21 protein-coding genes and 1 other RNA gene are annotated in these 19,206 nt (G+C 36.6%); 17 read left to right on the forward strand and 5 right to left on the reverse strand.

Annotated elements, in window-relative coordinates; translation table 11 throughout:
• The first annotated feature begins 10 nt into the window (after nt 1–10).
• The 5 genes from rpsP (at nt 11) to IEV09_RS07890 (ending at nt 3,793) form a co-directional block, all read left to right on the forward strand.
• Nucleotides 11–286, forward strand: a complete 276-nt coding sequence (rpsP, locus tag IEV09_RS07870) for a 30S ribosomal protein S16 (RefSeq protein WP_188367741.1) — start codon at nt 11–13, stop codon at nt 284–286.
• Nucleotides 287–297: 11 nt separating this feature from the next.
• A complete protein-coding gene (locus IEV09_RS07875; RefSeq protein WP_188367742.1) occupies nt 298–543 on the forward strand; it encodes a KH domain-containing protein in 246 nt (81 codons plus the stop codon).
• 129 nt (nt 544–672) lie between these two features.
• Nucleotides 673–924, forward strand: a complete 252-nt coding sequence (locus IEV09_RS07880; RefSeq protein WP_188367743.1) for a hypothetical protein — start codon at nt 673–675, stop codon at nt 922–924.
• A gap of 25 nt (nt 925–949) precedes the next feature.
• Nucleotides 950–1,999: an acyltransferase family protein gene (locus IEV09_RS07885; RefSeq protein ID WP_188367744.1), complete on the forward strand. Its 1,050-nt coding sequence runs from the start codon at nt 950–952 to the stop codon at nt 1,997–1,999.
• A gap of 375 nt (nt 2,000–2,374) precedes the next feature.
• Nucleotides 2,375–3,793, forward strand: coding sequence for a helix-turn-helix domain-containing protein (locus tag IEV09_RS07890; protein ID WP_188367745.1), 1,419 nt, complete (start codon nt 2,375–2,377; stop codon nt 3,791–3,793).
• 43 nt (nt 3,794–3,836) lie between these two features.
• On the opposite strand, the gene ssrA is transcribed toward IEV09_RS07890, so the two are convergent.
• Together ssrA and msrC are read right to left on the reverse strand one after the other, a co-directional pair.
• Nucleotides 3,837–4,199: a transfer-messenger RNA gene (ssrA, locus tag IEV09_RS07895) on the reverse strand.
• Between the two features lie 76 nt (nt 4,200–4,275).
• The gene (gene msrC / locus IEV09_RS07900; protein ID WP_188367746.1) at nt 4,276–4,758 is read right to left on the reverse strand and encodes a free L-methionine (R)-S-oxide reductase MsrC; all 483 of its coding nucleotides are present in this window, start codon (nt 4,756–4,758) and stop codon (nt 4,276–4,278) included.
• A 166-nt stretch (nt 4,759–4,924) separates the two neighbouring features.
• Between msrC and IEV09_RS07905 the strand changes: the two genes are divergently transcribed.
• Entirely contained in the window at nt 4,925–6,226 is a 1,302-nt protein-coding gene (locus IEV09_RS07905) for a murein hydrolase activator EnvC family protein (protein WP_188367747.1), read from the forward strand.
• 268 nt (nt 6,227–6,494) lie between these two features.
• Here IEV09_RS07905 and IEV09_RS07910 read toward each other — a convergent pair whose 3' ends face one another.
• Nucleotides 6,495–6,929 (reverse strand): universal stress protein, encoded by a 435-nt coding sequence (locus IEV09_RS07910; RefSeq protein ID WP_188367748.1) that lies wholly within the window; start codon nt 6,927–6,929, stop codon nt 6,495–6,497.
• A 142-nt stretch (nt 6,930–7,071) separates the two neighbouring features.
• Here IEV09_RS07910 and rimM point away from each other — a divergent pair, with 142 nt between their 5' ends.
• From rimM to IEV09_RS07950, 8 genes are all read left to right on the forward strand, one after another.
• Complete coding sequence (rimM, locus tag IEV09_RS07915) at nt 7,072–7,596, forward strand: ribosome maturation factor RimM (protein WP_188367749.1); 525 nt, start codon at nt 7,072–7,074, stop codon at nt 7,594–7,596.
• Complete coding sequence (gene trmD / locus IEV09_RS07920; RefSeq protein ID WP_188367781.1) at nt 7,586–8,329, forward strand: tRNA (guanosine(37)-N1)-methyltransferase TrmD; 744 nt, start codon at nt 7,586–7,588, stop codon at nt 8,327–8,329. The genes rimM and trmD overlap by 11 nt, the downstream gene beginning before the upstream one ends.
• Nucleotides 8,330–8,472: 143 nt before the next feature.
• Complete coding sequence (gene rplS / locus IEV09_RS07925) at nt 8,473–8,820, forward strand: 50S ribosomal protein L19 (protein ID WP_188367750.1); 348 nt, start codon at nt 8,473–8,475, stop codon at nt 8,818–8,820.
• Nucleotides 8,821–9,121: 301 nt separating this feature from the next.
• Entirely contained in the window at nt 9,122–10,015 is an 894-nt protein-coding gene (locus IEV09_RS07930) for a diacylglycerol/lipid kinase family protein (RefSeq protein WP_188367751.1), read from the forward strand.
• Nucleotides 10,016–10,043: 28 nt separating this feature from the next.
• Nucleotides 10,044–10,349, forward strand: a complete 306-nt coding sequence (locus IEV09_RS07935) for a DUF4298 domain-containing protein (RefSeq protein ID WP_188367752.1) — start codon at nt 10,044–10,046, stop codon at nt 10,347–10,349.
• Between the two features lie 74 nt (nt 10,350–10,423).
• On the forward strand, nt 10,424–11,086 hold the full coding sequence (locus IEV09_RS07940) for a YcjF family protein (protein ID WP_188367753.1): 663 nt from the start codon (nt 10,424–10,426) through the stop codon (nt 11,084–11,086).
• Between the two features lie 164 nt (nt 11,087–11,250).
• Nucleotides 11,251–11,967 (forward strand): winged helix-turn-helix domain-containing protein, encoded by a 717-nt coding sequence (locus tag IEV09_RS07945; RefSeq protein WP_188367754.1) that lies wholly within the window; start codon nt 11,251–11,253, stop codon nt 11,965–11,967.
• Nucleotides 11,967–13,442, forward strand: coding sequence for an ATP-binding protein (locus tag IEV09_RS07950; RefSeq protein WP_188367755.1), 1,476 nt, complete (start codon nt 11,967–11,969; stop codon nt 13,440–13,442). The genes IEV09_RS07945 and IEV09_RS07950 overlap by 1 nt, the downstream gene beginning before the upstream one ends.
• Here IEV09_RS07950 and IEV09_RS07955 read toward each other — a convergent pair.
• Both IEV09_RS07955 and IEV09_RS07960 read right to left on the reverse strand, forming a co-directional pair.
• Nucleotides 13,439–14,041 carry a hypothetical protein gene (locus tag IEV09_RS07955; RefSeq protein WP_188367756.1) on the reverse strand — a complete coding sequence of 201 codons (603 nt, stop codon included), beginning with the start codon at nt 14,039–14,041 and terminating at the stop codon, nt 13,439–13,441. The two genes, IEV09_RS07950 and IEV09_RS07955, sit on opposite strands and share 4 nt — an antisense overlap.
• Nucleotides 14,042–14,243: 202 nt before the next feature.
• Nucleotides 14,244–16,409 carry an LTA synthase family protein gene (locus IEV09_RS07960; RefSeq protein WP_188367757.1) on the reverse strand — a complete coding sequence of 722 codons (2,166 nt, stop codon included), beginning with the start codon at nt 16,407–16,409 and terminating at the stop codon, nt 14,244–14,246.
• Nucleotides 16,410–16,726: 317 nt separating this feature from the next.
• Here IEV09_RS07960 and IEV09_RS07965 point away from each other — a divergent pair, with 317 nt between their 5' ends.
• From IEV09_RS07965 to ybaK, 3 genes are read left to right on the forward strand one after another with little or no spacing between them, the layout of a single operon-like run.
• A complete protein-coding gene (locus tag IEV09_RS07965) occupies nt 16,727–17,893 on the forward strand; it encodes a class I SAM-dependent rRNA methyltransferase (protein WP_188367758.1) in 1,167 nt (388 codons plus the stop codon).
• A 15-nt stretch (nt 17,894–17,908) separates the two neighbouring features.
• Nucleotides 17,909–18,643, forward strand: coding sequence for a type I 3-dehydroquinate dehydratase (aroD, locus tag IEV09_RS07970; RefSeq protein WP_188367759.1), 735 nt, complete (start codon nt 17,909–17,911; stop codon nt 18,641–18,643).
• An 18-nt stretch (nt 18,644–18,661) separates the two neighbouring features.
• The gene (gene ybaK, locus IEV09_RS07975; RefSeq protein ID WP_188367760.1) at nt 18,662–19,159 is read left to right on the forward strand and encodes a Cys-tRNA(Pro) deacylase; all 498 of its coding nucleotides are present in this window, start codon (nt 18,662–18,664) and stop codon (nt 19,157–19,159) included.
• Nucleotides 19,160–19,206: the final 47 nt, after the last annotated feature.

Genomic DNA, 19,206 nt, shown 5'->3' on the forward strand with positions numbered 1-19,206 from the left:
TGTAAGTATAATGGCAGTTAAAATTCGTTTAAAACGTATGGGTTCTAAAAGAAACCCTTTCTACCGTATTGTTGTAGCTGATTCTCGTTCTCCTCGTGATGGACGTTTCATCGAAACAGTCGGTACATACAATCCAGTAGCAGATCCAGCTCAAGTAACAATTAAAGAAGATCTAGTACTAGATTGGTTATCAAAAGGTGCGCAACCTTCTGATACTGTTCGTAACATCCTTTCTAAAGAAGGCGTTATGAAAAAACACCACGAAGCAAAATTCACTAAGAAATAAGGAGAATGGGCATGAAAGATTTAAAAGAGTTAGTCTTGACAATCGTTCGTCCACTCGTGACTCATCCCGATCAAGTGCAGCTTGACGTCGTTGAGTCAGAAGATTTCTATGAATACAACTTAACTGTTGCGCCGGAAGATATTGGGCGTATTATTGGGAAACAAGGACGAGTAGCAAAAGCAATTCGCACGATTGTTTACGGTGTGCGCACGGAGGGTCCGAAAAAGATCCGCCTGAATATTCTTGATGGTAAGTAACAATATGACGAAGCAAACTATTTGTTTCGTCTTTTTTTTTACTTTTTTTTATTTTTAAGTCTTAGGACCCATGTTTCCTATTGAATTGTCTGTTAATATGAAAAAAATAGACGAAAAGAGGGAACGTTAATGGAACTACTTATTCTTTTAATAATGGCAGTCGTTTTAGTGCGCATCATTGTTAAAGCAAGCTCATTTTTTATCCGATTACTTGTACTCGGGCTCCTTGTTTTTGGAGTTTGGTATTTCAAATATGATATTCTAGATCAGTTAGATCAATTGAGTCGAACATTTCACTTAGAAAATTGGTTTTCTTCCTTTTTTGAACTGGTTGAAAATGTTTGGCAAGGATTTTTGAATTGGTTTGAGGGATTGATCTAGTCTAATAAAGACTGGAGAGAGTGAATTGACTCGGAAAATCAATTACAGCATGATTAGTTTGTTGCAATTTCTCTTTGCCGTACTGGTCATTGCTTTTCACAGTGCAAGGATTTTTCCAAGCGAAGAATGGAATTATATTCAAAAAAATATAATTAGTCGATTAGCGGTACCGTTTTTTATCATTGCATCAGCTTTTTTTGTGCGTTGGAAGACAAGTATAAATAAAGATTTCGAAAAAAAATACATAAAAAAATATATCAAAAGTTATTTACTATGGAGTTTAATTTATTTACCATATGCATTTATGTATTTTCGATCATTAGGGTTACCGAAAACATATTTACCAGTCGGTATCTTTGCGGCAATTTTTTATATCGGGATGTGCTATCATTTATGGTACTTACCAGCCTTTTTGTTTGGCTCGTGGCTAGTTAAACAATGCAGTAAACAGATGCAGCTATTAAGTGTGACTTTATTTGCTTTTCTCTTGTTTTTAATTGGAAGTATTGAAACATACGCAGGATACTTAAGTGGAACATCAATAGCAGATGCTTATGACACCTATGCTCAAGTGCTGTTTACAACTCGAAATGGCTTGTTTTATACACCGATTTTCATTTGTATCGGCTATTTACTATATGATTATCGGAATCATCGTTTTGTGACTGAGCGACAAGGGATTAAACTGATTGGTTCGTTTTTGATTTTATGTGGTGAAGCATGGTTTATTTTTAAAAAACCAGGCGTAGACAAGAATTTTCTAATCGGATTAATTCCGATGTCGTTCTTTTTATTTAACTGGAGCATGCGAACAGAATGGTTCAAACAAAAAGACGGGAGACGCTTGAAGCAGTTAAGTGTCATGTACTTCTTTATTCATCCTGCTTTCATTGAATTGCTGTTACTCACCCCTTTAGATGAAGTGTTAACAACATATCAGTATGCTTGGGTGAGCTTAATCATAGTATTGCTGGGAACCCATCTATCGGCAGTCGGTCTTTTAAAGATACAAACAAAGAGAATGTTTTTCATCGAAAAATGGCAATCAATAGCCTTTCAAAAAAACCGTTTATAATCACTTGTTTTGGCAAGTTGTGTTAGACGGTTTTTGTGTTTTAGAAGAAAACATCTTGTGAGTGTCTAAAGACTGCTTGATTAATATGTTAGAAAAATATATTATAATAATAACGCAGTCGATGGCTAGAGTGATTGAAGAATTTTTTAATCGTTGAAGTTAGAATCGAAAAGAAAGTTCAATAAATCACTATGAGAAATGTAAAAAAGATAAAATTCGGAACTTGATGTTGAAGTTGGTAAATGGCATTGTGTTGTTTAGGTAGAAATCCGTGAGAGATAAGAAATAAAGCAGGGAGTTTGAAGCTCAATCATTACTATCAGAAAAATTGGGGTCGGACATCAGAGCTGCTATCATAAAGAAAAGGGTGAGCGTATGTTCGGTTTTTCAAAAGAAGTATTATTGAAAAAAGAATTACTATATTATTTAGATCGACAAACAGACTACGTATCGAGTCATGATATTGCTGAAACGATGGGGAATATCACAAGTCAGACCGTATTAAAATATATCAAAGAACTCGAAGAAGATCTAGCAAAAGTTTATGAACCATCAGAAATCTCACTCCAAGTGAATAAGCGATTTGGTATTAAGTTATTTCGACACAATGCGAACTTTGGTCGAGTGTTAGAATTCTTGTTTATGAAGTCACCAGTCTATGAAATTTTCAAAGAATTATTATTACATCGTCAAGTTGATACGGGTGAAATTTGTGAACAAATGGAGATTAGTCTTTCAAATCTCAAACGGATCATTACAAGAATAAATGAAGCAATCGCTACCTATGGTCTACGCATGACAGTTGGAACAAATGTAAAAATAACAGGTAAGGAATCTAGTATTCGTTTTGTATTCTTTTTGTTTTTTTATCACGTACATCATACTTATTCGAATATCCCTTGGCAAAATGATCCAACTTATTTAGAAAGAGCGCATAAAATTTCTAGCGCATTGTATGCAGATAAGAAACCGATTATGGTTGAAACAATTGCTTTGTGGTTATTTATTAATCAAATTGCGAAAGAAAATGATAGTTTTTTAGAGTCACTTGATTTGTATGTTTATTTCAATGAAAATATTATTGAAAAAAGTCATGTTTCTGATTTGGATCTGAATGAATGGTATTACTTCTTGTTATGTTTGTATGCTCTTGATATTTTGGATTTATCGTTGTTTCTGAATTTAGAAAGAATACACAATCATCACTTTTCAAATTTATCTAGTCAATGGATTGAACTTTATGAGAAACATTTTGAAAGATTAACAATCGAAGAGAAAATTTGGGTCCGTTTGACGTTTCAAAAAAGTGCAATCTTAGAACGTTTTCAATTTATTAGTTCGGATTTATCAAAAATTTTTTCACCCATTAATTATCAAGAAATAGAAACACATTATCCTGTATTTATCAAAAAATTCGAAATCTTTTGTAAGGAAATGGCGCTTGCTTTAGAGTGTAATGATAATTTGTTTTTTTATGCAAAAAGTTTAGAGTTGTGCTTACGTTTTACTTCACCTGACAAAATGGCTATGACCGTTTCTGTTTTTCTAATGACAGTTTTATCAAATGGGGCCTCTAAGCGAATTAAAAAGCAATTGCAAAATAATTTTTTGAATCGAGTCAACCTGATATTTACTGAAGAGATGGAAGAAGCCGATTTGATTATAACAACGGAAGAATTACCAGCGGAGTCAATTGAGAAGGATAAAGAAGTAATAGTGATACGTCCAGTTTTTTCAACACAAGATTTACGACATATTGAAAAGCGCTTGTATGCGTGGAAAAAGAAACATTAAAAAAAGACAACAAATGTTGAAAAATCAACGTTTGTTGTCTTTTTTATGGAGGCGGCGGGAGTTGAACCCGCGTCCAAACATATCGCTACCTAAAAGTCTACGCTCATAGTCAATTCCATTCGAATTTCGCTTGAAAACCCGCCGAATGACAGGCTGATCTTCTTGCTAGTCTGATTGTCTCTTCAACTTTCTCCAGACGGAAGAAAAATTGCGTATCCCACTAAGTTAGGACCCTGATCTGGCACATGGGCGATGACAGGAGGATCTACGTTAACTGTTTTTAGGCAGCTAAAGCGTAAGTATTATTATTGTTTGCAGTTATATTAACTGTAACGTTTTTACGTAGACGTAACCTACGAAGCGCAATTCAGGCTCAAACTATGCCTGTCGAATCCGTAACGCCCCCTTAATTAAAGGGGTTTGCCACTGATTGAATTATAGCATAGATTGAGAGACATTCAAAGAAGTTTAATCAAAGAAGGTCAAAGTTTTTCGTTTGGATAAGTGGTTAAAATAATTTCAACATATTGTTCTAAATATTCTGCGTCGATCATATCATATGTACCAATTTGACTACTATCGATGTCGAGCACACCAATTAGCTGGCCATTTTTGACCATAGGCACTACAATTTCAGACATTGCTGCAGCATCACATGAAATATAATTGGCATGTTGTGTGACGTCATCGACGATCATTGTTTGTCTTTTGGCGGCGGATTCACCACAGACGCCTTTGCCTAAGTGGATACGAGTACATGACACACGCCCTTGGAAAGGACCTAAAATTAATTCGTCCTCTTCAAATAAATAATAACCCGCAAAAACGGTGTCAGGTAAGGTTTCATTAAGAAGTGCAGAGGAGTTGCTGAGTGTAGCTAACCAATGATTTTCGCCCTCAATCAGACCTTTTTGTTGTAAGAGTAAGAGGTCATATTTCTCTTTTTTTCGCTGTTTTTCTATCATCGAATCGTCTCCTTTTTCGCTATAATTGAAATGTATCAAATAAAACAGATATATTTCAGTTATGTTAAATCTAACAATTTTAGCTTACATTTTCAAATAAATCCGCATATTTATTCTAAGTTATGTATAATGAGAATTGTGAAAAAAATAAGTTTGCGAGGTTACTATGTTTAATATAAAAAAACTAACAATTCTAACATTAAGTTCTGCATTATTAATTGGACCTGTTTTGACGGTGCAAGCAGATGAGTACGATACTAAGATTCAACAACAAACTGAAAAAATTTCAAATTTAGAAGGCGAGCAACAAGCCGCTCAAAATACATTAATTGCTTTAGAGACACAAATTAGCCAAATCGAGGCTGAAATTGCCGAAACATCTGCAAAAAAGGTTAAAGAAGAAGAACGCCTAAATGAAATTAATTTAGAGATTGCTGATTTGAAAGTTGCGATTGAAAAACGTAACAAACAATTAGAAGAGCAAGCACGTAACGTGCAAGTCAATCAAACGGGCAACAATATCTTGGAAGCTGTCTTAACAGCGGATTCTTTAAACGAAGCTTTAGGTCGTGCAATGGCCGTTACGACGATTGTCAATGCCAATAACGAAATCATTGAAACACAAAAAGAAGATCAAGAGCAATTAGAAAAACTTTCTGAAGAAGCGCAACAGCGCCTAGCGACGATCGAAGCACAAGCGAAAGTACTAGCAGAAAAAGAAGAAAACTTAACAGCAACACGTTTAGACCAACAAGTAGCAATCAATGAGTTACAAGGGATGATTGCGACTGAAAAGAAACAAAAAGAAAAGTTTGAAAAACAAAAACAAGAAGCGATTAAGCGCCGTGAAGCAGAATTAAAAGCAATTGCTGAAGAAAAAGCAAGAGCAGCAGCAGCGCAAGCAGCTTATGAAAAAGAAGAAGCTGCGCGAGCTAAGGCAGCAGCTGAAGCACAAGTCGTAGTACAAGAGGAAACAAGTAATAATAACACAGTGACGAATTCAAGCGATAACGCGGTTGTTTCGGATACACCACAACAACCAGCAACACCAACACCACCGCCTGCATCAAGCGGTTGGGGAATGCCTGTAAGTAACGTTTCTGTTTCTAGCCGTTTCTCATGGCGTACAGATCCATTTGGTTCAGGAGCTTCTGAATTACATAATGGTATTGATATGGTTGGTTCTTCAGGTACACCAATCTTTGCATCAAAAGCTGGGACAGTGGTTCAAGCAAGTTATGACCCGAGTGCTGGAAATCATGTAATTATCGATCATGGTGATGGTTACTATACTTATTACATGCATTTAAGTAGTTTTGCCGTTTCTGCTGGCCAAAGTGTGGGTCAAGGAACAACGGTTGGCGGTATGGGAACAACAGGTAGTTCGACTGGTGTTCACTTACACTTTGCGATTGCTACGGGCATTTGGTCTGGATTTATTGACCCAGGTCCATTATTAGGAATTTAATCAAAAAGGGCTATGACTTTTGTCATAGTCCTTTTTCTACGTTTATTCACGAGATAGAGAGGATGTACGAAAATACAAGGCAATGAGGGCATACGAATCAATTTGAGTTTTCCAACTTTAGGATTCTAGGTAATCAATGAATGAGTCTAAAGATTCTTGCTCAAAGAGAATACAATAAAAAAAAGACTACCTTATCCGACAGTTCTTTAAAAATTCAAATAGCAAACTTTTAAAGAACTGTCTTTTTAATTGGTAGTCTTTTTTTATGTTATTTCACAACCATTACATTACAAGGTGCGTGGTTTACGACATAAGCAGTGGTTGATCCGACTAGAGCTTGTGTAATAGCACCTTTACCTGTAGAACCCATGATAATTAAATCAATACCGTATTCGCTTGGAAGGTCAACAGAGATTTTCCGTTTAGGGGAACCAATTTCGACAATTGTCTCCACGTGCGTAATCCCAGCTGTCTTTAAGTCAGCTACTTTTTTCGTCATAAAATCTTTAACAAATTCTTCTTCTTCGTTTAGAAGTTTAGCAAACGAATAAGCACTTGTCGTTAACTCTAAATCATTAATGACCCAAGCCAAGTAAATGGTAGCCTCATTCCTTTTAGCAATTTCAATCGATTCTAACAGAGCCTTTTCTGATTGTGGGGATCCATCTAAAGCAACTAAAATTTTCTTGTATTCTGTCAACATGATGTAAGCGCCTCCTTCTTGTAATTAAATTATAACATGCTTTCCTTAAATAGAAAAATAATTACCTACTTATGTCTAAACTAGTATTCCAAGGTCAAGCATGATAAAATAAAAAAGAATTGAAAAGAAATGAGGAAGAATTGTGACTGAATATTTAAATGTTGGAAAAATTGTCAATACACATGGAATTCGTGGAGAGGTACGTGTGATTTCTCAAACAGATTTCCCAGAAGAGCGCTATAAAAAAGGCGCGAAATTAACATTATTTAAACAAGGGATGCAGCCGCTAGAATTAACGATTACAAACCACCGCAAGCATAAAAATTTTGATTTATTAACGTTTGAAGGTTATCCCAATATTAACGACGTTGAGGTTTTTCGTGATGGTATTTTAAAAGTATCGGAGCATGACTTAACAGATTTAGAAGAAAATGAGTTTTATTATTATGAAATTATTGGGCTGCCTGTCTTTGATGAAAAGGGTGTCTTACTCGGTGAGATGAAAGAAATTATCCAAACGGGTGCGAATGATGTTTGGGTTATTGGGAAAAAAGGCAAGAAAGATATCTTGTTACCATATATTGAATCGGTTGTTAAAAATGTCGACCTGGATGCAGAAGAAATCCATGTAGAAATTCCAGAAGGATTAATTGACGATGAGAATTGATGTCTTAACATTATTTCCACGCATGTTTGAAGGACCGATGGGGGAATCGATTATTGGAAAAGCCCGCGAAAAAGGATTACTCGAACTGAACGTATCGAATTTTCGCGATTTTTCAGATAATAAACATCAAAATGTCGATGACTATCCATATGGTGGTGGTGCCGGGATGCTACTAAAAGTTCAACCGGTGTATGATAATTTACAAAAAATTGAAGCCGCATCGCCAGAAACTAAAAAACGCGTGGTATTATTGGATCCAGCGGGGAAACCATTCAACCAAGCAATGGCTGAAGAATTTTCAAAAGAAGAGCATTTAGTATTTATTTGTGGACACTATGAAGGTTATGATGAGCGTATTCGCAGTCTGGTCACCGATGAGGTCTCATTGGGTGATTATGTTTTAACTGGGGGGGAACTGGGTGCAATGGTGATGATTGACGCAACCGTTCGTTTGCGTCCGGAAGTGTTAGGAAATAAACTCTCTGCGCAAACCGATTCGCATTCGACGGGCTTACTGGAACATCCACAATATACACGACCGGCCATTTTTAATGGCATGGAAGTACCAGCTGTATTAATGAATGGGAATCACCGATTAATTGAAGCTTGGCAACTGAAAGAATCGCTTCGTCGAACGTATTTACGTCGACCCGATATGTTAGAAAAAATTGAATTGACCCCTGAAATGGTTAAGATGTTAGAAGAGATTAAGCAAGAAAGTGGTAGCGAGTAACATCTTTTCATCATGACAAGAATTTTCTCTTTACAGAGGATAGATCATATGTTATGATATACCGGTGAGTAAAAGCTCACCTATTACGATATTCCGCTGAAGTTTTTGACTTTATGAATGTTTGGAAATAAGGAGAAAATCAAATGAATCCATTAATTCAAGAATTAACACAAGAACAACTACGTTCAGACATCCCTGCATTCCGCCCTGGAGATACAGTACGCGTACATGCTAAAGTTGTCGAAGGTACTCGCGAACGTATCCAGCTTTTCGAAGGTGTTGTAATCAAACGCCGTGGCGCTGGAATCAGCGAAACTTTCACAGTACGTAAAATTTCTAACGGTGTTGGTGTGGAACGTACATTCCCATTACACACGCCACGTGTTGCTCAAATTGAAGTTGTTCGTTATGGTAAAGTTCGTCGTGCGAAATTATACTATTTACGTGCATTACACGGAAAAGCAGCTCGTATCAAAGAAATCCGTCGTTAATCAAAACAAACAAAAAGCCCTTGGTATCTATGATATCAAAGGCTTTTTCTTTTTGTCTTTTTGGAGGGTATAATCGTTAAGTATCAAACCTTACGAATATCAAAAGAACAGGTAATGCAAACATCGTTTATTTATTAAGAATTTTTTCAATTCGTTTGAGAAAAGTTGTCGAATCCCTTCTTAAATGAAGAAATGTGTATAATTGAGTTGAGGTCTATTTTTTAGACTGTTTAATGCATGAACGAAAACAAGCAAGAATGATTCAACGATAAATCAATCCCATTACTGGAGGCGTAAGCAAATGAAAAAAGTCATGTTAATTGTCAATCCGAGTTCAGGTGGCGAAAAAGCCAAAGAATACGAAGCGCTAGCCAAAGAAAAATTGGTCAGTCTATTTGATACTGTCGACGTTAAACATACTGAAAAAGGCGGCGATGCAAAACAATTCGCTAAAGAAGCAGCCCAAAATAAATATGATAGCATAATCGTGATGGGTGGCGATGGAACGGTTAATGAAGGGGTTAGTGGTCTAGCAGAGCAGGCCGATCGTCCAACGTTTGGCTTTTTTCCATTAGGAACAGTGAACGATCTTGCGCGAGCCTTAGCAATTCCACTCGATCCACAAGAAGCGATTGAAAATTTTTCGTTGGAGAAACAAAAAACACTTGATATTGGAAAAATAAATAACGATTATTTCATGAATGTTGTGGCAGTAGGGACAATTCCTGAAGCGATTAATAATGTTGATAGTGAAGATAAAACCAAGCTGGGGAAATTTGCCTATTTTGTTTCAGGAATGAAAGAACTACTCAATACAGAATCGCATCATTTTCGTTTAGAAATTGATGGGAAAGTTGAAGAAATTAAAAGCAGTACAATTTTAGTTGGATTAACCAATTCGATTGGGGGCTTTGAGCAAATCTTACCTGATGCCAAAGTCGATGATGGCGTGTTACATCTCGTTTATTTGAAAGATCGTTCGTTACTGGATACTTTGAAAGCTGTGCCAGACTTATTAAAAGGGGTCCAAGATTCCAATGAAAATATAGGTTACCGCTCTTTCAAACAATTAAACCTTTCCCTTGTGGATGACACCGAAACATTAACGACAAACATTGATGGGGACGAGGGAGATGCGTTACCTCTAGCAATCACGATTTTACCGAGCCATCTAACGGTTTATAGTGGTACATAAAAGAAGTTGTGAAAGGGAGGGAATAAGAATGGAAGATTACCGCCATATTGTAGAACAAGAGAAAACCTTAAATGCGTATGAGGTGAAATTAAAAGAACTCTCTCAATTACTCGATTTTTTCGAGGAAAATCGTCCGGGATTTCAAGCATTAATGGACTATTATACTTCAGAACAACGTATGCACGATTTAGAAGATGATCATTCAGGCCGTCTACCAGAAGGACTCCATCGTGGTGTGCTCTCGGAAGATTTAATTTATAACTGTTATAGTGATTATCGAGAACAATCGATTCGAATGTTAGAGATAGCGACTCATTTTTTTAAGGAAGTGTAAGAATAGGTGCTTCGTTCGAATGGAGAAAAAAAGCAGTAGGAATCAATGGTTTCAAATGAAAAAGGAGCACATCAATGAAAAAAATGTTTTTGAAGAAAAAGAAGCAAAAGCCACAACCAATGATTGTGGAAGAGAACTTAGAGGAACAAGCGTTTGAATCGTTTTTTACAGAAACGCTCGGTCGAATGCCTAAGAAGACCGCTGATGTTGTGGCAAATACGTATGAAAAATCCAAGAATCAAGCGGAAGAAATTGTTTTGAAAAGCAAAACGCAATTGAACGGCGTTTTTGATGAATTTTTAGAAGGTGTCGATGATGAAACACGGAAAAAATGTCACCAAACGATTCATTCGGCATCATTGACAGCGGCCATTATTGGTTGCTCGCCGATCCCGTTTTCAGATGCGTTACTGTTGGTGCCCGTTCAAATTACAATGATGGCTCGTTTACATAAAATATTTGGGCAATCGTGGACCAAAAGTTTAGCTAAAAGTATGTCCAAAGAATTAATTGTTGTTGGACTTGGGAAAAGTGCTGTCGGTAATATTATGAAAATTGTACCAGCTGTCGGAACGGTTACTGGCGCAGTGGTCAATGCCTCGGTGGCGAGTGTGATAACGGAAGCGCTGGGCTGGGTAACAGTCAAAATGCTCAATGATGGTGAAGACCTCTTCGATCAGCTGACTTCCTTTAGAGGGCAATTTATGAGCTTATTTCAGTTGTTAAAACATAAATGAAAATAAAAAGAAGAAAATGTCTCTTTTACAAGGCATTTTCTTTTTTTTCAAGAAGGTATGAAGAAAAAGCAAATCTTTTTCAAATAAATGGGGAAAAACTTGGTAGATATTGTAAATTCGAGTATACTTAGAAGCAGAACGACCAGTAAAATGAGGTGCACAAAATGAAATTATTGATGATTGAAGACAATGAATCCGTGTCAGAGATGATGCAAATGTTTTTTTTAAACGAAGGTTGGGATGCAACGTTTCGTTATGATGGTAAAGAAGGCTTGGAGACCTTTTTAGCTAGTCCGAAAGAGTGGGATATGATTACACTTGATTTGAATTTACCAAGCTTAGATGGCATGATGGTTGCTAGAGAAATCCGTAAAGTTTCTCAAACGGTGCCAATTATTATGCTAACTGCCCGTGATTCAGAAAGTGACCAAGTGATTGGATTGGAAATGGGCGCTGATGATTATGTGACAAAACCCTTTAGCCCGATTACGTTGATTGCTCGAATCAAAGCCTTGTATCGCCGCAGTGAAATTATTGAAACATCAATGGCTGCGAAAGAAGATGATTTATCATTTGATATTGAGACCGATCACTTTAAGATGAATACAAAAACACGTGAAGCTTATTTAGATGATCAACGAATTGATGGTTTGACACCAAAGGAATTTGATCTGCTTTATACGTTGGCTAAGAAACCACGCCAAGTGTTTTCAAGAGAGCAATTATTAGAACTTGTGTGGGATTACCAATATTTTGGTGATGAACGGACAGTCGATGCCCATATTAAAAAATTGCGTCAAAAAATTGAAAAGGTTGGTCCACAAGTGATTCAAACAGTCTGGGGAGTCGGCTATAAGTTTGACGATTCAGGTGTTGCCTAATGCGTTATTTATATCAACAACTATTAGCTTTTTGGTTTGTAATTTTTGTGACACTGATTACTTCGGGTGTTGCTTTTACGCAGTTAACCAAGCAATCGATTGAAACGAATAATTATCGGCAATTGTTTGGTTATGCCGATGCGATTTCAAAAGTTTCTGAAGAATTGGGAACGACTTCGGGGTTAACGGACTGGAATTTAATCATTTCACAGTCCTTACGTTTATCTGAAACAATGTTAAACCAACAAGGTGTGAACTTTATTTTTGTGAACAACCAAGGAGAGGTCACATATCCAGAAATAAGTGCCGTGCCGATTAAGTTCCAATTACCAAGAGATTCTTGGGAACAGCTACAAGCAGGTGAACGACAACAACTGACTTCAGAAAAAAACATCTTTGGTGAAAAAGAAACGACGGCTTATGCCTTTGTTCCTTTTAATTTGAATAATCGGTTTTTTGGTGCCTTAATTGTGACGCAGCCAGCTCAAAATATTCAAGATACAATGGATGAGTTTACCGTCAATTTACTCAAAGGCTTTGCTTTATCTGGGATTTTTGCGATTGTTGTGAGTTATGGTTTTGCTAGTTTCCAAGTCAATCGGATTAATCGAATGAAAAAAGCGACCAAAGAAGTGGCCAATGGGAATTTTGATAGTATCTTACCTGTCCACCATCGCGATGAGTTTGACGAATTAGCCGAAGACTTTAACAAAATGACGATTTCTTTAAAAGAGTCACATGAAGAAATTAATCGTCAAGAGGAGCGTCGTAAGCAGTTTATGGCAGATGCTTCACATGAGATGCGTACCCCTTTAACAACGATTAATGGCTTGTTAGAAGGTTTCCAACATCAGATGATTCCAGAAAATCAAAAAGAAAATGCGGTTCGTTTAATGAAAAATGAAACCGAGCGTTTGATTCGTTTGGTTAGTGAGAACCTCGATTACGAAAAAATTCGTACCAATCAAATATCAATGGTGATAAAAAAATTCGATGGGACAGAGGTCTTGCGTCAACTGTTAATTCAATTACAAGCGAAGGCTGACAACTCAGGTAATCAGCTTATTTTAGAAACGCAAGAACCGATTGAAGTCTTTGCTGATTACGATCGCTTTGTTCAAATTATGGTGAATATTTTACAAAATGCGCTACAATTCACTGAAAATGGTGAAGTTCGTGTTCGCCTTGAAAAAGGCCATCTGGAGACGATCATCTCGATTGCTGATACGGGTATTGGTATGACAGAAGCTGATTTAGTCAATATCTGGGATCGCTACTATAAGGCAGATCCGTCACGTAAAAATCGTAAATTTGGGGAGTCAGGTTTAGGCTTACCCATTGTACAACAACTTGTCCTGTTACATAATGGACGGATTGAAGTGACCAGTGAAGTTGGAAAAGGCTCAGTTTTCACTATTCATTTCCCTGATGTTGATATCTCTGAAACAAATGAAAAAACCAAGCCCCTTAATTAGGGTCTTGGTTTTTTTCGTTTGGTTAGCCACATAAGATGGCTCGTTGTGATTAAACTATTTAAACTAATCATTAAGAATGAAAAGACGATAGTCGAATGTAGGAAGCTCTTAACAAAAATTCGAGTCCATTTTTCTGGTGAGAAATAAAACAGATGTTCAAAAATTTGCTCCATAGTAGTAAATCGAATTACTATATGATTAGAAGAAGCTTCAACTAAAGTGTTTTCTAAAAGCTCGGTAATCAGCTCTGACTGGCTAGCAATTGAGCTATGTATCTTAATAATAAGCGTTTGATAGATCATTGGGAATAGTAAAAAGGTTAAAAAAATGGTTAATAAAGCAATGCTAAATAAAAAGACATTATTAAATATGCGATGAAAAACAATCGCGCGTTTCGGTGATTGCTGTAGCGTTTGTTGAATCTCTTGTTGATTTAATTGTTGTTGATAGACAAAAAAGAATAGCAAGGCAATTGTTAGTATCGTCAGGAGCCAGTGTTTTATCTGTGTATAGCAAACAAATAACTCTTCTAAAATTGGTGAGAGCGACAAATCATTTAAATTTATGTTACTTAATGAAAAAATTAAAATGTTCAGCATAAAAAACATAAAAAATAATAGCATCAATCCAAGAAAAAACAATAAATGAAAGCTGATATGTTTACTTGACTGTTTTTTGAATGTCATCAGCACTGATCGACACGTCCTTTCCATTTCCTTCTATCATAAAGAAGGAGTTTGAAGGAATTATGAAGCCTAAATAAACAAAAAGAGAATTTCCTAAGAAATCCTCTTTTTTTGTTTATTCGTTTGTTGCTTCTTCAAGTGGTTCGCTGTCTGCTTTTTTGTCATCATCTGTGTTTGTTTTAGTTGGAGAATATTGTTGATACGTTTGTGTTTTGTATTGATCCACAGTTGATTGGTTATTGTTTTTAGAATAAAGTGAAGTTGATTTGTCACCAAGTGCTTTTTCTAAATCTTGCAAACGGGTCAAACTATCTTTGTAAGAAAACGTTTCTGGATTAACGGGATCAATATTGCTGCCAGTGTAAAAGCGTAATAAGTCACCGTTGTTAATTTGATCAGATACTTCTAATTGACGAGTCACTCGTTCATGCATTTGATCGACTTCTTGCAATTCTTCTTCGGTTAAATCCTCAGCGACCTGCTGTGTTTCGTTGTCGTAAAGGACACCAGCATAATAAGTGTATTTTGGTGACATGAATGACCCATCACGGAATGCCACTAAATTATCTTTTTCCTTTGAGAAAAGGTCTTGACCAAGTTGGATGTAGTTGTCGGTATCAATACCTAACAAGTGTAGCAATGTTGGTAAGCCGTCTACTTGTCCACCATAGGTATGATTTACGCCACCTTTTGATTGACCAGGTACATGAATCATGTAAGGGACACGTTGCATTTGAGCATTATCATAATCGGTCCAAGTATCACTTGTTTTACCAACTAACTCAGCGAGTGTCTTGTTGCGGCCGTTTGATACACCGTAGTGATCGCCGTATAAAACAAAGACAGAGTTCTCATATAATCCGACTTCTTTTAAGTAATTGAAAAACTCTTCAACTGCCTTATCTAAATAGTTCGCTGTTGCGAAGTAACCATTGATGGTACTATCGGATGTATTCGCCATTGGGAATCCTGCTTCATCATCTGTAAATTCAGCATACGGGTAGTGATTGGAAACCGCAATAAATTTTGAATAAAAGGGTTGTTGCAAATGCTCTAAATATTGAGCAGATTGAGCAAAGAAAGGTTTATCGTGTAAACCATATTGGAATGAATTGTTTTCGTTGACATCATAATAAGAAGCATCAAAGAAATTTTCATAGCCAAAGTGTGTATAGGTTTCGTTACGATTCCAGAATGTTTTTGAGTTACCATGGAAGACCGCACTTGAATAGCCGGCTTCTTGCGCTAAAATATGTGGCGCTGCTTCGAACGTATTTTTACCACCAAGCTGTGCAAAGAAAGCACCTTGGTTTAAACCAAATAATGATGTTTCTAATAATGTTTCGGCATCGCTTGTTTTACCAGCTTTCACTTGGTGGAAGAAATTGTCGAAACTAAAAGTACTTTTTGAGTGGAACAATGAATTAACAAAAGGCATTACTTCATGTTCAACGCCATTTTCATCTTTTAGTTTGTAATCAATTAAGAATTGTTGAGTACTTTCTAAATGAATATAAATCACGTTTTTACCTTTAGCTAAGCCGAAGTATTCGTCGTTTGGAGCGGCGTGATGTTCCTTCACGTATTCAGAAACTTCGTTCATGTCGTTGGGACTTGCTTCTGCTCGTACTTGGTTTGTGTTATATGTTTGCACAGCATCATAAACGGTAAAAGCATTAATACCTAAATACTTAACTAAGTAGTCACGTGAGAATGTTCTTGTTAACAGACCTGAACGATCTGTTTCAGCTAAGAATAAGTTGCCAGAAAAAATCATAATTGAGGCAGTTGTGAAAGCAATTGCGACACGCGCTTTGATTGGATTTGTATCCAATTTAATTTTTTTGCGAGCGAGAGCATACACAATGACTAGAATATCGATTAAGTAAACCATATCAACCGGTTCTAATAGATTTAACGTGCTACTACCTAAGCCGCTTGTGACTTTACCAGCACCAAGCATTGTATTAATCGTAATGAAATCAGTAAATTCACGATAATAAACCGCGTTAGCAAAGAGTAACAAACTCATTAATGAATAGATAATCATTAGTGTCACATAAAAAGGTTTTGTACGTCTAACGTATAATGAGATTGCAAGTAAGAATAGCGTCGTTGCAATCGGGTTAATCAGTAAAATAAAGTACTGAAACGGGCTTTCAATCCCTAAATTAAATACCGTAAAATATGCAAAGATATTTTTTGCCCAAAATAAAATAGCTAAGAGACTGAAGAAGCCTAAGCGTTTATTTAAGAAGTTGGATTTGTTTAGATTTTTCAAAGGAAAAGTCCTCTCTTTCTTGAAACTAGATGAAAAAATTTTCAATCGTCCTTAACATTCTACTAATTGTCTAATTCAGTGTCAACTAAGCTGTGAAAGAAACACTGTATTTTAATTATTTCTTTAGTTAATTTAGGCTTTTCTTTAGAATAAGAACTTTGAGGAAGTTTTTGGAAAGAAAGTGCGCTTTTTCCTTTTTTTTAAAACAGCTTATTTCTGGATAGTTGATTGATTTATACCGTTTGCTACTATCGAAAAGCGCTGAAGCTATGTTAAGATGAAGGAAAAGATAAAGCATAGTAAAAGTAGGGGATTAAATGAAAAGACAATTAACAATGCAAGGTAGCAAAAAGGTTCGTCAAGGCTATCCATTAATTCAACAAGAAGACTTGGTTAAAGCGGAAATGAGTACCGATTGGGTTGAGCTCACTGGACCGCAAGGCGAATTTTTAGCGATGGGCTATTTAGGGAAACAAAATAAAGGGATTGGTTGGGTTTTAAGTCATACGAAACAGGCAATCAATGAAGCGTTTTTCATTCATTTATTTCAAGTAGCTAAAGAAAAACGTCACCATTATTATCAAGATGCGACAACAACTGCATTTCGTCTATTTAATGGCGAAGGCGATGGTATGGGTGGATTAATTATTGATTTGTATCAAGATCATGGTGTTTTCTCTTGGTACAATGAGACGCTTTATGGCAAGAAAAAAGAAATTGTCACAGCCTTTCAAACGGTTTTCCCAGAAGTAGTAGGTGCTTATGAAAAAATTCGTTTTGAAAGTACGTTACCTGAAAGTCAATTATTGTACGGGGAAGAAGCGAGTGAACCATTATTAGTCAAAGAAAATGGTATTACGTTTGCGACATATTTAAATGAAGGCTTAATGACCGGGATTTTCTTGGATCAAAAAGAAGTTCGTGGTGCACTAGTTGAAGGGATGGCTAGTGGGAAGACGGTTTTAAATATGTTTAGTTATACCGGAGCATTTTCTGTTGCAGCGGCAATGGGTGGTGCGACAAAGACAACAAGTGTTGATTTAGCGAAACGGAGTGTGCCGAAAACAAAAGAACAATTTTTGGTAAATGGCATCGATCCTGAAACGCAAAACATTCACGTAATGGACACTTTTGAATATTTTAAATATGCGAAGCGCAAAAATTTAACTTTTGATGTCGTGGTTTTAGATCCACCTAGCTTTGCTCGTAATAAGAAAAAAACGTTTAGTGTTGCTAAAAATTACGGTGAACTGATTGAAGATAGTGTCGACTTGCTGAATGAAACAGGGACGATTATTGCTTCAACAAATGCTGCAAATGTCTCACCAAAGCAATTTAAGCAAATGATTGAATCGGCTTTTGAAGCAAAAAATGTGACGTTTAAAAATAGCCAAAACTATACTTTGCCAAGTGATTTTGCAACAAATCCAGCCTTTCCAGAAGGGGATTATTTAAAAGTTTACTGTTATAACATCAAAAAATAAGAGGGGCGTTCGTGAATGGAGAAAAAGAATTTAACGATGGATCAATTAAATGTTTGTGTTTCCTTGACTGCTAAAGATAGAGACTCGCTTTTAGAGCAAGCTAAATTAATAGCAGAGTCAACCGCTCATATTGCCGAATGGCGGGTGGATTACTACGATGAACGGGATGATTTTGAAAAGATCATTCAAGTTTTACCTGAATTAAAAGAAGCATTAGGGGAAAAGCAGTTACTCTTTACATTCCGAACGCTTGAAGAAGGTGGCGAAGCAGCCATTCGCTTACCACGCTATAAAGAACTTTGTTTAACGATCTCGCAATCGAAACAGATTGATTTGATTGATATTGAGCTTGCACGTGTTGAGTTTCTAGGACGACAGTTTATTCAAGAAGTGAAAGCGTCGGGTGTTAAAGTGATTTTAAGTAATCATGATTTTGAAAAAACACCAGATGATGCGACCTTAATTTTTCGAATTGGTGTGATGCATCAATTTGGTGCGGATATTGGAAAAATTGCGACGATGCCTCAAACGTTACCGGATGTTTTGCGAGTAATGGGACTGGTGACAAAAGCACGAGCGTTTTATCAATTGCCTTTAGCGGTCATTTCGATGGGTGATTTAGGAAAAATCAGTCGTGTCAGTGCGGGTGTAACTGGATCGATATTAACGTTTGGTGCGATTGGTGATGTTTCGGCACCAGGACAAATTCCAGTCACTGAGTTAACACGCATGATTGAAAACTTAGCTTAGGAAAGAAGCGGAAGAAAGATGGCTAAGAAAAAAGAAAATAAAACCAATGCCTTGAGAAAACTCGAACAACAAAAGATTGCTTATGTGGAGCATCACTACGAGTGGTCAGAAGAGCATTTAGGCGCGGAAGCTGTTTTGCAACAACTGCCAGATAAAAATCCCGCTCAAATTTTTAAGACAATCGTCGCGGTCGGCAACGTGACCGGCGTTTTGGTTGCGATTGTTCCAAGTGACCGGGTGATTGATTTAAAGAAATTAGCAAAAGTCAGTGGTAATAAACGGGTAGAGATGTTGCCTTTAGATGTGTTAGAAAGTACGACAGGCTACATCCGTGGAGGTTGTTCGCCAGTTGGCATGAAAAAACAATTTCCTACTTTTCTAGAGGAATCAGCGACTTTATTTGAAACAGTCATTGTTTCAGCTGGTCGACGCGGTTTACAGATGGAACTGGCCCCATTCGATTTAATCAAAGTTACGAAGGCGCACCTCGTTTCAATCACAAATAAAAAAAGTTAGAAATCACAAGTTGCTGATTTCTAACTTTTTTGTTTATAGGATGTTAA

Origin of the sequence: Enterococcus alcedinis (assembly GCF_014635985.1) — a bacterium.
GTDB lineage: Bacteria > Bacillota > Bacilli > Lactobacillales > Enterococcaceae > Enterococcus_I > Enterococcus_I alcedinis.